Here is a 13,327-nt window from a genome sequence, read left to right on the forward strand (position 1 = left end):
CTATTTTTTTAGTAACCAATTAGCAAACATCTTGCCAAGATTTTTCAATCTATTGATTTCTAAACTACTCTTAACTTACGCTACTGCTTTTCTATTTTTACCGGTTTTCATCAAGCCGTCATAGTGTCTATTTAACAAGTAAGAATTCACTTGTTGCATAGTATCAATTGCTACGCCAACCATAATTAAAAGTGATGTTCCTCCAAAAAACAGAGCCCATCCCGATTGAATGCCCATTAGCTGATATACCACTGCTGGAAACACTGCAATTAAAGCTAAGAATATAGATCCTGGCAGTGTAATTTGTGACATGATTTTATCCAAATATTCTGAAGTTTCAGAACCTGGACGAATACCAGGAATAAAACCACCACTACGTTTTAAATCATCTGCCATTTTATTGGTAGGCACTGTTATCGCTGTATAAAAGTATGTAAATACTATAATTAATAAAGCGAACACAATATTATACCACAAACCAAACATGCTGTTTCCTCCAAAATTAGCTACTAACCATGATCCCGCTGAGCTGTCTTTCATGAAGCCTGCTCCACCTATTAATCCAGGTACGAACATAATGGCCTGAGCAAAGATAATTGGCATCACTCCCGAAGCATTAAGCTTTAAAGGAATGAACTGTCGAGCTCCTCCAAATACATTCTTTTCGTACCCTCCAGTAGCAGAACGTCCGGCATACTGCACAGCAATTTTTCTTACTGCCATAACTAATAGTATCGATGCTGCGATGATAGCAAACCAAATAACGATTTCAAACAAAATCATCATTAAACCATTTCCACTCGTAAATCTAGCATTCATATTCTGTAAGAAAGACTTAGGTAGTGTTGCTATAATTCCAACCATAATAAGTAATGAAATACCATTACCAATACCCTTGTCTGTAATTTTCTCTCCTAACCACATGGCAAAGATACAACCTGTTACTAAAATAACAATTGATGAGAAATAGAATACGCCGCCTTGTCCTAATAAAAATGCACTGCTTGGAATTCCAAACATAGGCTGTAAACTAGCTAAGTATCCTGGTGCTTGAACTAAACAAATACCAATCGTTAACCAACGTGTGATTTGGGTGATTTTCTTTTGACCACTAGCACCTTCCTTTTGTAATTTTTGTAAATAAGGAATCGCAATTCCCATTAACTGAACCACAATAGAAGCAGAGATATAAGGCATAATACCTAAAGCAAAAACAGAAGCATTAGCAAATGCGCCTCCTGTAAAGGCATTTAATATTCCTAAAATACCACCATCTGTGCTATCCTGAAGACTACCTAATTGGGATGCATCAATACCAGGTAATACTACCTGAGCGCCAAATCGGTATACTAATAACAAACCTAATGTAAAAATGATTCGGTTTCTTAGTTCCTCAATTTTCCAAACATTTTTTAACGTATCTATAAATTTCATATTATTATATGGGTCTTATAAAGTTACTGCTTCTCCTCCTGCTGCTTCAATAGCGGCTTTTGCTGTAGCGGTAAATTTATGTGCAGTTACATTTAATTTTGTTTTTAATTCTCCTCTTCCTAAGATTTTAACCAGTTCATTTTTACCAGCTAAACCTAAAGAAACGATAGTATCAAAATCTAATGTGTCTTTAATTTTCTTGTCATCAACTAATTGTTGTAAAGTATCCAAGTTGATCCCTTGGTGCTCTTTACGGTTGATGTTTGTAAAACCAAACTTAGGCACACGTCTTTGAAGCGGCATTTGACCCCCTTCAAAACCAACTTTCTTAGAATAACCGGAACGAGATTTTGCTCCTTTGTGACCACGGGTTGCCGTACCACCTTTTCCGAACCTTGTCCTCTACCTATTCTTTTACCTTGATTCTTAACTGAACCTTCCGCAGGTTTTAAATTACTTAAATCCATTTTTCAGTATGTTGTTATTTAGTTTCTTCAACAGAAACTAAGTGATTAACTTTTCTTACCATTCCTAAAATATTAGGAGTGTTCTCGTGCTCTACAGTCTGACCAATCTTTTTTAAGCCTAAAGCTAGTAATGTTAACTTTTGTCTTTTAGTACGATTGATAGCGCTCTTAACTTTTGTTACTTTTATTTTTGCCATTTCTGTAAATATTAACCGTTAAAAACTTTCTCCAATGAAACACCTCTCTCACGAGCGATAGTGTGTGCACTTCTCAATTGCAATAATGCATCGAAAGTTGCTTTAACTACGTTATGTGGGTTTGATGAACCTTGAGACTTAGATAATACATCGTGCACTCCAACTGCTTCTAAAACTGTTCTTACAGCTCCACCAGCAATAACTCCTGTACCAGGAGCTGCAGGAATGATGTTTACTCTTGCTCCACCAAATTTACCTTTTTGTTCGTGAGGTAATGTACCTTTTATAATAGGAATTCGAACTAGGTTCTTTTTAGCATCTTCAATAGCTTTTGCAATTGCACTCGCTACATCTTTAGATTTTCCTAAACCGTGTCCTACAACACCTGCTTCATCACCAACCACTACGATTGCTGAAAAACCAAATGCTCTACCACCTTTTGTTACCTTAGTAACTCTCTGTACACCAATCAAACGATCTTTAAGATCTAATCCACTTGGTTTTACTAACTCTGCGCTTTTGTATTTTTGATACATAATTTCTTAGAATTTAAGTCCTGCTTCTCTAGCTCCTTCAGCTAACGATTTTACTCTTCCGTGATATAAGTATCCACCTCTATCGAAAGCGATAGTACTTATTCCAGCTTTAATTGCTTTTTCGGCCACTGACTTTCCTACTAATGTAGCTAATTCAGACTTATTACCTTTTGCAGAACTAATGTCTTTATCTCTTGAAGAGGCTGCTGCTAAAGTTTTACCTGTAACATCATCAACTACCTGAGCATAAATCTCTTTATTACTTCTATAAACAGCTAACCTAGGTCGTGCTTCTGTACCGTAAACTACCTTACGAATTCTGCTTTTGATTCTTAATCTTCTTTCGTTCTTTGTTAACGCCATAACTTAATTATTATGCTGATTTACCAGCTTTTCTTCTTAGTATTTCACCTACAAACTTGATACCTTTTCCTTTATAAGGCTCTCGGCGGTCTAAAACCACGAATTTTCGCAGCTACTTGTCCAACAAGTTGTTTGTCGTGTGAGGTTAACTTAATGATTGGATTTTTACCTTTATCTGATACTGTTTCCACCGTTACTTCGGTGCAATATTCATGACAATGTTGTGAGAAAAACCTAAAGCTAACTCTAATTTGTTACCTTGGTTACTTGCTCTATATCCTACTCCTACTAGCTCAAGCTGTTTAGTCCATCCTTTTGAAACACCTTCAATCATATTATTGACTAGTGATCTGTATAAACCATGCTTTGCTTTCTGTTCTTTAGAATCTGATGAACGTGTTACATACACATTACCTTCTTCTACTTTAACTTCTACAGTATCGTAATTTTGAGATAATTCTCCCAATTTTCCTTTTGCTGTAATAACGTTATCTTTTACTTCTACTGTAATTCCTTCGGAATTGCAACTGGGTTATTTCCTATTCTTGACATCTCTTTCTCCCTTTTAGATTAGTAAACATAACATAAGACTTCACCACCAACATTTTCTCTTTGGGCTTGCTTACCTGTCATTACTCCGTGAGAAGTAGAAACGATAGCAATACCTAATCCATTAAGAATACGTGGTAATTCGGTTGAACTAGAATACTTACGTAAACCAGGCTTACTGATTCTTTGTAATTTTCTAATGACTGGTTCTTTTGTTTCTTTATTGTACTTAAGCGCTATTTTAATAGTCCCTTGTACTGTAGAATCATCGAACTTATAACTTAAAATATACCCTTGATCGAATAATATTTTAGTTATGTCCTTTTTTAAATTTGATGCAGGAATCTCTACTACTCTGTGATTAGCACGCACTGCGTTTCTAATTCTAGTAAGAAAATCTGCAATTGGATCTGTATACATATGTATTGAATTGCGGACTTGGTTTTCGGACTATTCCGAACCTTAGACCAATTTATAATTTTACCAACTTGCTTTTTTAACTCCAGGTATTAACCCTTGGTTAGCCATTTGTCTGAAAATAACACGAGAAATACCAAACGTACGCATGTAACCTTTTGGTCTTCCAGTTAATTTACAACGGTTATGTTGTCTTACTGGAGAGGCGTTTTTAGGTAACTTTTGTAATGCTTCATAATCGCCAGCTTCTTTTAAAGCCTTACGTTTTTCGGCATACTTAGCTACTGTTTTAGCTCTTTTCACCTCGCGGGCTTTCATTGATTCTTTAGCCATAACTTAGTTTTTTTGAAAAGGTAATCCTAATTCAGTTAATAATGATTTTGCTTCCTTATCAGTATCGGCAGAAGTTACAAATGTAATATCCATTCCTGAGATTTTATTGATTTTATCAATATCAATCTCTGGAAAGATAATTTGTTCAGTAACTCCTAAATTGTAGTTACCTCTTCCGTCAAATCCTTTAGCTTTAATTCCTCCAAAATCCCTTACACGTGGTAAAGCTGAAGTTACTAAACGATCTAAAAACTCATACATTCTTTCGCCTCTTAACGTAACCATAGCACCAATGGGCATACCTTTACGTAATTTGAAAGTTGCAACATCCTTTTTAGATAACGTTGCTATAGCGCGTTGTCCTGTTATAGTTGTTAGTTCTTCCACTGCGTGGTCCACTAACTTTTTGTCTGCAACTGCTGCACCTACACCTTTAGATACTACGATCTTTTTAAGTTTAGGGACTTGCATTACATTACTATAACCAAATTCTTCTGTAAGAGCTGCAATTACTCTGCTTTTATACTCTTCTTTAAGTCTCGGTGAATATGCCATAACTATATTACTTCATTAGATTTTTTAGAAAATCTCACTTTCTTATCGCCTTCCATTCTAAATCCAACTCGCGTTGCTTCTCCTTTAGAAGTTAACAAAGAAAGGTTTGATATTTGAATAGGAGCTTCTTTTTCTACGATTCCTCCTTGTGGGCTCTGTGCACTTGGTTTAGTATGTTTCTTCACCATGTTTACACCCTCAACGATCGCTTTGTTCTTATCGGTTAATACTTTTTGTACTTTCCCTTCTGATCCTTTGTGATCTCCAGCAATTACCTTTACAGTATCTCCGGATTTTATTTTAAGCTTTGTCATCTTTTTTATCAATTAAAGCACTTCGGTGCCAATGATACAATTTTCATGAATTGTTTATCACGAAGTTCTCTAGCAACCGGTCCAAAAACACGCGTTCCTCTCATTTCTCCCGTAGGATTTAAAAGGACACAGGCGTTATCATCGAATCTAATATAAGATCCGTCTCGGACGTCTTACTTCTTTTTTAGTACGTACAACAACTGCTGTAGAAACCGCTCCTTTTTTAATGTTTCCATTAGGAGTGGCATCTTTTACAGTAACAACAATTTTGTCACCTACAGAAGCGTATCTTCTTTTAGTACCACCTAGAACACGTATTGTTAATACTTCTTTTGCTCCAGTGTTATCTGCTACTTTTAGTCTTGATTCTTGTTGTACCATAATTACTTCGCTCTTTCAATTATTTCAACTAATCTCCAACATTTCGATTTACTTAAAGGTCTTGTTTCCATGATCTTTACAGTATCTCCAATGTTACAATCGTTTGTCTCGTCGTGTGCAACGTATTTTTTCGTTTTCAACACGAACTTTCCGTACATAGGGTGTTTTACTTTTTTAACCTCTGCAACAACTATTGATTTTTGCATCTTGTTACTAGTAACAACTCCTATACGTTCTTTTCTTAAGTTTCTTTTTTCCATCATTAAGCAGAATTATTGTAATTCTCTTTTAGTTAATTCTGTTGCCAATCTTGCTACGTCTCTTCTTACAGAGCGCAATTGAATTGGGTTATCTAAAGGAGATATTGCATGTGCCATTTTTAGGTCTGAATAACTCTTTTTTGTCTCACCAAGTTTCTCTTGTAACTCAGCTACAGATAATTCTTTAATTTCTGATTGTTTCATAATATCAAATAAATTATGCTTCGTAATCTCTAGCGATTAAAAACTTAGTTTTCACAGGTAATTTTTGTGCTGCTAAACGTAAAGCTTCTTTAGCTACGTCTAAGGGTACACCACCAATTTCAAAAAGAATTCTTCCTGGTTTAACTACCGCTACCCAATATTCTACTGCACCTTTACCTTTACCCATACGTACTTCAAGAGGTTTCTTTGTAATAGGCTTGTCTCGGAAATATTTTAATCCAAAGTTGCCCTTCTCTTTTCATATAACGAGTAGCTGCAATACGTGCCGCTTCTATTTGACGCGAAGTTAAAAACTCTGTGTCTAGTGATTTTATTCCAAAGGTACCGTTTGAAAGTAAGTGACCTCTACCCGAGTTCCCTTTCATACGTCCTTTTTGCATTTTACGAAATTTTGTTCTTTTAGGCTGTAACATTTTTTCTGTTCTTTAAAAAATTACTTTCTACGACGAGATTGGTTCTTATTATTTCCACCTTCACTACGTCCACCTTTTCCTTGCTTCTTAGATAATCCAACAAGAGGAGAAAGCTCTCTTTTACCATATACTTCACCCTTCATGATCCATACTTTAACACCTAATCTACCATAAGTAGTGTGTGCCTCAACTAAAGCATAATCAATATCGGCTCTAAAAGTTGATAAAGGAATACGTCCTTCTTTGTAGTGTTCAGAACGTGCCATTTCAGCTCCATTTAAACGACCACTAATTTGAACTTTAATTCCTTCAGCGTTCATTCGCATTGTAGCAGCAATAGCCATTTTAATAGCACGTCTGTATGAAATTCTATTTTCAATTTGACGAGCAATGCTTGTTCCTACTAAGAATGCGTCAAGTTCAGGTCTTTTAATTTCAAAGATATTAATCTGAACTTCTTTACCAGTAATCTTTTTAAGCTCCTCTTTTAACTTGTCTACCTCTTGACCACCTTTCCCAATAATGATACCAGGTCTTGCAGTAGTGATAGTAACGGTTACAAGTTTTAAAGTTCTCTCAATGATTACTCTACTTACACTCGCTTTAGATAAACGCGCATGAACGTATTTTCTAATCTTATCGTCTTCGGCAAGTTTATCACCATAATCGTTTCCTCCGTACCAGTTAGATTCCCATCCTCTGATAATTCCTAAGCGATTTCCGATTGGATTTGTCTTTTGTCCCATATCTATCTTAGCTTTGTGTATTATTATTAGCTCCAACTACGATTGTTACGTGGTTTGAACGTTTTCTTATTCTGTGCGCACGACCTTGAGGTGCTGGACGTAATCTTTTTAACATAGATCCTCCGTCAACTCTAATCTCCTTTACAAAAAGTCCAGCTTCTTCAATACTCGCATCTTCGTTTTTTGCTTGCCAGTTTGCTACTGCAGATACTAACAACGTTTCTAAACGCTTTGATGCTTCTTTTGAACTAAACTTTAAAATGTAAAGTGCTTTTTCTACCTTTTCACCTCTTACTAAATCGGCTACTAAACGCATTTTTCTCGGTGATGTAGGACAGTTATTAAGTTTAGCAAAAGCTACTTGCTTTTTACCTTCCTTAATAGCGTCTGCCATTTGTTTTTTACGACTTCCCATAGCTTACTACTTTTTACCTTTATTTTTAGCACCAGCGTGACCTCTAAATGATCTTGTTGGTGAAAATTCTCCTAATTTATGACCTACCATGTTTTCAGTAACATATACTGGAACAAATTGACGGCCATTGTGTACTGCGATTGTTTGTCCAACAAAATGCGGAGTAATCATACTTGCTCTTGACCAAGTTTTGATTACCGTTTTTTTGTTGTTCTCAACGTTAACAGCCACTTTTCTCTCTAATTTATAATGAACGTAAGGTCCTTTTTTTAATGATCTTGCCATGTCTTATTTTTTTCTACGTTCGATAATATAATTATTACTCGCTTTAGTTTTAGAACGTGTTCTAAATCCTTTAGCAGGTATACCGTTTCTTGAACGTGGGTGTCCTCCGGAAGATTTACCTTCACCACCACCCATTGGGTGATCGACTGGGTTCATTACTACTGGTCTAGTTCTTGGTCTTCTACCTAACCATCTTGATCTACCTGCTTTACCTGACACTAACAATTGGTGATCTGAATTAGATACGACACCAATGGTAGCCATACAAGTTACCAAGATTAATCTTGTCTCACCTGATGGTAATTTGATAGTTGCAAACTTACCGTCTCTCGCCATTAATTGAGCGAAAGCACCAGCACTACGAGCCATAACAGCTCCTTGACCTGGACGTAACTCTACACAAGATATTATTGTACCTAATGGGATATTTGCTAAAGGCATTGCGTTTCCAATTTACGGAGCTGCATTTTCACCTGAAACAACAGTTTGTCCAACTTGTAAACCATTTTGAGCAATGATATAAGTCTTCTCACCATCTTGGTAATTTAATAAAGCGATAAACGCTGTACGGTTTGGATCGTATTGTATTGAAGCCACTTCAGCAGGAATCCCCGCTTTCGTTCTTTTAAAATCAATTATACGATACCTTTTCTTATGACCACCACCTATGTAGCGCATTGTCATACGACCTTGACTGTTTCTACCACCTGAACGTTTTTTCGGAGCTAATAAACTTTTCTCCGGCTTATCAGTAGAAATGGCGTCAAATCCATTAACTACTCTAAATCGCTGTCCTGGTGTGATTGGTTTTAATTTTCTTACTGACATTTGTCTTTAATTACATGTTAGTGTATAAATCAATTATCTCACCTTCCGCCAGTTGTACAATTGCTTTTTTCATTGCATTTGTTTTACCATGTTGAATCCCAGTTTTCGTAAACTTGGTCTTTCGATCTGGACGGACATTTATAGTACGAACTTTTTCAACAGAAACGCCATAAGCAGCTTCCACCGCTTTTTTAATTTCTACCTTGTTCGCCTTCGTGTTCACAAAGAAACTAAAGCAGTTGTTTAACTCACTGTTCGCAGTTGCTTTTTCTGTGACTATAGGTTTAATTAAGATATTCATCTGTTTCTTATTTACTTAAATTCGTTTCAATTCCTTCTAAAGCACCCTCTAAAAGTATTACCTGATTTGCATTTAAAATCTTGTAAGTACTTAATTCTGAAGCGGTTACTACTTCAGAGCCTTTTAAATTGCGTGACGACAAATATACATTATTATTCGACGCACCCAACACAAAGAGAGACTTTTTGTTTTCTAAGTCTAAAGCCTTTAAAACCGCTGTGAAATTTTTGGTTTTTGGAGCATCAAAATTGAAGTCTTCTAAAACCACAATAGCGTTCTCATTTGCTTTAATACTAAAAGCTGATTTACGAGCTAATCGTTTCAGGCTTTTATTAAGTTTGAAACTGTAGTTTCTAGGTCTTGGTCCGAACATACGTCCACCCCCTCTAAAAACTCCGGACTTAATACTACCTGCTCTAGCCGTACCAGTTCCTTTTTGCTTCTTAATCTTACGTGTTGACCCAGTGATCTCAGCTCTTTCTTTCGATTTGTGAGTTCCCTGTCTTTGGTTTGCTAAATATTGTTTAACATCCAAGTACACTGCATGATTATTAGGCTCAATAGCAAAAACACCGTCAGAAAGGTCTGCCTTTCTACCTGTTTCTTTTCCGTTTATATCTAAAACTGCTACTTTCATTATTTTCTAATAATTACATAAGCGTTTTTATGGCCAGGTACACAACCTTTAACCACAAGTAGATTCTTATCAGCAACTACTTTTAAAACTCTTAAATTTTGAACTTTTATAGTGTCTCCACCCATTCTTCCTGCCATTTTCATTCCTTTGAAAACACGTGCAGGATACGATGCAGCTCCAATAGATCCTGGTGCTCTTAAACGATTATGTTGACCGTGAGTCGCTTGACCTACACCTCCAAAACCATGACGTTTTACAACCCCTTGAAATCCTTTTCCTTTTGATGTTCCTGAAACATCAATAAATTCACCTTCTTTGAAGTGCTCTACAGTGATTGCATCACCTAATTTGTACTCCTCATCAAAACCTTTAAATTCAACGATTTTGCGTTTTACAGAAGTTCCTGCCTTTTTAACATGACCTAAGTCAGCTTTAGTAGCACTTTTTTCTGTCGCGTCATCGAAACCAAGTTGCACAGCTTTATAGCCGTCAACTTCTTCAGTTCTGACTTGGGTAACGATACATGGTCCAGCTTCGATTACTGTACATGGAATGTTTTTTCCATTTTCATCGAAGATGCTGGTCATACCGATTTTCTTTCCAATTAACCCGGACATAATTATTATTTATTTGTTATTACTATTTATTAAAAACATTCAAGGCCGAAAATACGTTTCAGCCCTGAATTGTATTTTTACCGTTTTTCCTTCGCTCGCAGCTTAGGACATGTAAGTTTATTACTAAACTTTTATCTCTACTTCAACCCCACTTGGTAACTCTAATTTCATTAGAGCATCAATTGTTTTAGAAGATGAAGAGTAAATATCTAATAATCTCTTATAAGAGCTTAATTGAAATTGTTCTCTAGACTTCTTATTCACGTGTGGTGAACGTAATACAGTGAAAATCTTCTTGTGCGTTGGTAATGGAATTGGTCCAGTAACAACAGCACCTGTACTTTTTACTGTTTTTACAATCTTATCAGCAGATTTATCTACTAAGTTGTGATCGTAAGACTTTAATTTTATTCTGATTTTTTGACTCATTTTCTTAAGATTTACGATTCAACGCCTTTAGCTGCTTTAATTACTTCTTCAGATATGTTTGAAGGTGTTTCTGCATAATGTGAAAATTCCATAGTAGATGTTGCTCTACCAGATGATAATGTTCTTAATGTGGTTACATAACCAAACATTTCTGATAATGGCACAGTTGCTTTTACAGTTTTTGCACCAGCTCTATCACCCATACTACTCATTTGTCCTCTTCTTCTATTCAAATCACCTACGATATCACCCATATTCTCTTCTGGAGTAATAACTTCTAGCTTCATGATTGGCTCCATAATAACAGCTTTTGCAGCTTTTGCAGCAGCCTTAAACCCTAACTTTGCAGCTAGTTCGAAAGACAGCTGATCCGAATCCACATCATGGTAAGATCCATCTCTTAATGTTACTTTCATGGCGTCAATTTCATAACCTGCTAAAGGTCCATTAACCATGGCCATTTTGAATCCTTTTTCAATTGAAGGTATAAATTCTTTTGGAACGTTACCACCTTTAATTACAGATTCAAACTGAAGACCAGTTACGCCTTCATCTGCAGGCTCTACTGTAAATACAATATCTGCAAACTTACCACGACCACCAGATTGTTTCTTATAAACTTCTCTATGATCTGCTTTTTGAGTAATCGCTTCTTTGTACTCTACTTGTGGTTGCCCTTGGTTTACTTCAACCTTGAACTCACGCTTCAAACGATCAACAATAATATCTAAGTGTAACTCACCCATTCCGGAAATAATAGTCTGTCCTGAAGCTTCGTCTGACCGTACTGTAAAAGTAGGATCTTCCTCTGCTAATTTCGCTAAACCAACACCTAATTTGTCAACATCTGCTTTCGTTTTAGGCTCAATCGCAATACCAATTACCGGATCTGGAAAATCCATAGATTCTAATATAATTGGATGCTTTTCATCTGAAAGCGTATCTCCTGTTTTGATAGATTTAAATCCAACAGCAGCTCCAATATCTCCAGCTTCTATATAATCAATCGCATTTTGCTTATTCGCATGCATTTGATAAATACGTGAGATACGTTCTTTTTTACCGGAACGGTTGTTTAACACATAAGATCCTGCATCCAAACGTCCGTGAATACGCTCTAAAGAAAGCTAAACGTCCTACAAAAGGATCTGTAGCAATTTTAAAAGCTAAAGCTGCAAACGGTTCGTTTACATCTGGCTTACGCAATTCTTGTTTGTCTGTATTTGGGTTCATCCCTAAGATACCCTCCTTATCCATTGGAGAAGGCAGGTAACGACATACAGCATCTAATAAGAACTGTACTCCTTTGTTTTTAAAGGCAGAACCACAAATCATTGGAATGATAGCCATATCCATAACAGCAGCTCTAAGTGCAGCGTGCACTTCGTCTTCTGTAATAGAATCTTCATCCTCCATGAACTTCTCTAATAAGTTCTCATCGTAACTTGCTACTTCTTCTATTAATAAAGCTCTATATTTTCTAGCTTCGGCTTTTAATTCCTCGGGAATTTCAATAACATCAAAAGTTGCCCCTTGTGTATCTTCATGCCATACGATAGCTCTGTTCTTTACTAAGTCTACAATACCTTTGAAGTTTTCTTCATCACCAATATTCAAAACAATAGGCACTGCATTAGAACCTAACATTTCTTTAACTTGACCACAAACCATCATAAAATCAGATCCCTGACGGTCCATTTTATTAACGAAACCAATTCTAGGTACTTTATAGTTATCTGCAAGTCTCCAGTTAGTCTCAGACTGAGGCTCTACACCATCTACTGCACTAAACAAAAACACCAAACCATCTAATACACGTAACGAACGATTTACCTCTACAGTAAAATCAACGTGACCTGGAGTATCAATAATGTTAAAGTGATAATCCTTTGCATCTTCAGTAGGCTGTGCATTTTCTTTAGGAAAAACCCATGTACAAGTTGTCGCAGCAGAAGTAATAGTAATACCACGTTCTTGCTCTTGCTCCATCCAGTCCATTGTTGCAGCACCATCGTGTACCTCACCAATTTTATGTGAAACTCCTGTATAATAAAGAATACGCTCTGTTGTTGTTGTTTTCCCAGCATCAATATGAGCAGCAATTCCAATATTTCTTGTTAATTTTAAATCTCTTGCCATTTCTAATTAAAATCTAAAGTGAGAGAATGCTTTGTTTGCTTCAGCCATTTTATGAGTATCTACTCTTTTCTTAACTGCCGCTCCTTCTTCCTTAGCTGCTGCTAAAACCTCAGAGGCTAAACGCTGCGCCATAGACTTCTCGTTTCTTTTTCTTGAATAGCTAATTAGCCATTTCATTGCCGTAGAAACCTTACGATCTGCACGTATTGGATTAGGAATTTGAAATGTAGCACCACCAACTCTACGACTACGCACTTCTACGTGAGGCATAACGTTAGATAAGGCATCTTTCCATATCTCTAATGCTGTTTTTTCTTCGTCTGTTTTTTTAGACTCTACGATATCAATAGCATCGTAAAATACTTTAAAAGCTACTGACTTTTTACCGTCCCACATCATCATATTAACAAAACGAGTTACTAACTGGTCGTTAAAGCGTGGATCTGGTAAAAGCGGTCTTTTTTTCGCTGCTCTTTTTCTCATGTC

Annotated in this window: 18 protein-coding genes and 6 pseudogenes; all 24 read right to left on the bottom strand. The window is 36.3% G+C overall.

What is annotated here, in order from left to right; translation table 11 throughout:
• Positions 1 to 75: 75 nt before the first annotated feature.
• Positions 76 to 1,434: a preprotein translocase subunit SecY gene (secY, locus tag N7U66_RS08835; RefSeq protein WP_267678200.1), complete on the bottom strand. Its 1,359-nt coding sequence runs from the start codon at positions 1,432 to 1,434 to the stop codon at positions 76 to 78.
• Positions 1,435 to 1,449: 15 nt separating this feature from the next.
• Positions 1,450 to 1,901, bottom strand: a pseudogene (rplO, locus tag N7U66_RS08840) (50S ribosomal protein L15).
• Positions 1,902 to 1,915: 14 nt separating this feature from the next.
• Positions 1,916 to 2,098, bottom strand: coding sequence for a 50S ribosomal protein L30 (gene rpmD / locus N7U66_RS08845; protein WP_267678201.1), 183 nt, complete (start codon positions 2,096 to 2,098; stop codon positions 1,916 to 1,918).
• Between the two features lie 11 nt (positions 2,099 to 2,109).
• Positions 2,110 to 2,634, bottom strand: a complete 525-nt coding sequence (gene rpsE / locus N7U66_RS08850) for a 30S ribosomal protein S5 (protein ID WP_267678202.1) — start codon at positions 2,632 to 2,634, stop codon at positions 2,110 to 2,112.
• A 6-nt stretch (positions 2,635 to 2,640) separates the two neighbouring features.
• Positions 2,641 to 2,997 carry a 50S ribosomal protein L18 gene (gene rplR, locus N7U66_RS08855; RefSeq protein WP_267678203.1) on the bottom strand — a complete coding sequence of 119 codons (357 nt, stop codon included), beginning with the start codon at positions 2,995 to 2,997 and terminating at the stop codon, positions 2,641 to 2,643.
• Positions 2,998 to 3,007: 10 nt separating this feature from the next.
• Positions 3,008 to 3,549 (bottom strand): annotated as a pseudogene (rplF, locus tag N7U66_RS08860) (50S ribosomal protein L6).
• 18 nt (positions 3,550 to 3,567) lie between these two features.
• Positions 3,568 to 3,966 carry a 30S ribosomal protein S8 gene (gene rpsH / locus N7U66_RS08865; protein ID WP_267678204.1) on the bottom strand — a complete coding sequence of 133 codons (399 nt, stop codon included), beginning with the start codon at positions 3,964 to 3,966 and terminating at the stop codon, positions 3,568 to 3,570.
• 60 nt (positions 3,967 to 4,026) lie between these two features.
• A complete protein-coding gene (rpsN, locus tag N7U66_RS08870; RefSeq protein WP_267678205.1) occupies positions 4,027 to 4,296 on the bottom strand; it encodes a 30S ribosomal protein S14 in 270 nt (89 codons plus the stop codon).
• A 3-nt stretch (positions 4,297 to 4,299) separates the two neighbouring features.
• Positions 4,300 to 4,851, bottom strand: a complete 552-nt coding sequence (gene rplE, locus N7U66_RS08875; RefSeq protein WP_044399677.1) for a 50S ribosomal protein L5 — start codon at positions 4,849 to 4,851, stop codon at positions 4,300 to 4,302.
• Positions 4,852 to 4,853: 2 nt separating this feature from the next.
• Complete coding sequence (gene rplX / locus N7U66_RS08880) at positions 4,854 to 5,165, bottom strand: 50S ribosomal protein L24 (RefSeq protein WP_044404677.1); 312 nt, start codon at positions 5,163 to 5,165, stop codon at positions 4,854 to 4,856.
• 8 nt (positions 5,166 to 5,173) lie between these two features.
• Positions 5,174 to 5,546, bottom strand: a pseudogene (gene rplN / locus N7U66_RS08885) (50S ribosomal protein L14).
• Between the two features lie 2 nt (positions 5,547 to 5,548).
• Complete coding sequence (rpsQ, locus tag N7U66_RS08890; protein WP_006988541.1) at positions 5,549 to 5,806, bottom strand: 30S ribosomal protein S17; 258 nt, start codon at positions 5,804 to 5,806, stop codon at positions 5,549 to 5,551.
• A gap of 12 nt (positions 5,807 to 5,818) precedes the next feature.
• Positions 5,819 to 6,010 carry a 50S ribosomal protein L29 gene (rpmC, locus tag N7U66_RS08895; RefSeq protein ID WP_034061903.1) on the bottom strand — a complete coding sequence of 64 codons (192 nt, stop codon included), beginning with the start codon at positions 6,008 to 6,010 and terminating at the stop codon, positions 5,819 to 5,821.
• A 13-nt stretch (positions 6,011 to 6,023) separates the two neighbouring features.
• Positions 6,024 to 6,444, bottom strand: a pseudogene (rplP, locus tag N7U66_RS08900) (50S ribosomal protein L16).
• A gap of 20 nt (positions 6,445 to 6,464) precedes the next feature.
• Positions 6,465 to 7,190, bottom strand: coding sequence for a 30S ribosomal protein S3 (gene rpsC, locus N7U66_RS08905; protein WP_267678206.1), 726 nt, complete (start codon positions 7,188 to 7,190; stop codon positions 6,465 to 6,467).
• Positions 7,191 to 7,197: 7 nt separating this feature from the next.
• Positions 7,198 to 7,605, bottom strand: a complete 408-nt coding sequence (gene rplV / locus N7U66_RS08910; protein WP_267678207.1) for a 50S ribosomal protein L22 — start codon at positions 7,603 to 7,605, stop codon at positions 7,198 to 7,200.
• A 6-nt stretch (positions 7,606 to 7,611) separates the two neighbouring features.
• A complete protein-coding gene (gene rpsS / locus N7U66_RS08915; protein ID WP_267678208.1) occupies positions 7,612 to 7,890 on the bottom strand; it encodes a 30S ribosomal protein S19 in 279 nt (92 codons plus the stop codon).
• Positions 7,891 to 7,893: 3 nt separating this feature from the next.
• Positions 7,894 to 8,718 (bottom strand): annotated as a pseudogene (gene rplB, locus N7U66_RS08920) (50S ribosomal protein L2).
• Positions 8,719 to 8,728: 10 nt separating this feature from the next.
• Entirely contained in the window at positions 8,729 to 9,019 is a 291-nt protein-coding gene (gene rplW, locus N7U66_RS08925) for a 50S ribosomal protein L23 (RefSeq protein ID WP_267678209.1), read from the bottom strand.
• Positions 9,020 to 9,026: 7 nt separating this feature from the next.
• On the bottom strand, positions 9,027 to 9,656 hold the full coding sequence (gene rplD / locus N7U66_RS08930) for a 50S ribosomal protein L4 (RefSeq protein WP_267678210.1): 630 nt from the start codon (positions 9,654 to 9,656) through the stop codon (positions 9,027 to 9,029).
• Positions 9,656 to 10,273: a 50S ribosomal protein L3 gene (rplC, locus tag N7U66_RS08935; RefSeq protein ID WP_267678211.1), complete on the bottom strand. Its 618-nt coding sequence runs from the start codon at positions 10,271 to 10,273 to the stop codon at positions 9,656 to 9,658. Before rplC ends, rplD begins: the two co-directional genes overlap by 1 nt.
• 123 nt (positions 10,274 to 10,396) lie before the next feature.
• Positions 10,397 to 10,702: a 30S ribosomal protein S10 gene (gene rpsJ, locus N7U66_RS08940; RefSeq protein ID WP_007650482.1), complete on the bottom strand. Its 306-nt coding sequence runs from the start codon at positions 10,700 to 10,702 to the stop codon at positions 10,397 to 10,399.
• 11 nt (positions 10,703 to 10,713) lie between these two features.
• A pseudogene (fusA, locus tag N7U66_RS08945) lies at positions 10,714 to 12,841 on the bottom strand (elongation factor G).
• Between the two features lie 6 nt (positions 12,842 to 12,847).
• The gene (gene rpsG / locus N7U66_RS08950; RefSeq protein ID WP_267678212.1) at positions 12,848 to 13,324 is read right to left on the bottom strand and encodes a 30S ribosomal protein S7; all 477 of its coding nucleotides are present in this window, start codon (positions 13,322 to 13,324) and stop codon (positions 12,848 to 12,850) included.
• Positions 13,325 to 13,327: the final 3 nt, after the last annotated feature.

The organism is Lacinutrix neustonica (assembly GCF_026625145.1).
Classification (GTDB): domain Bacteria; phylum Bacteroidota; class Bacteroidia; order Flavobacteriales; family Flavobacteriaceae; genus Lacinutrix; species Lacinutrix neustonica.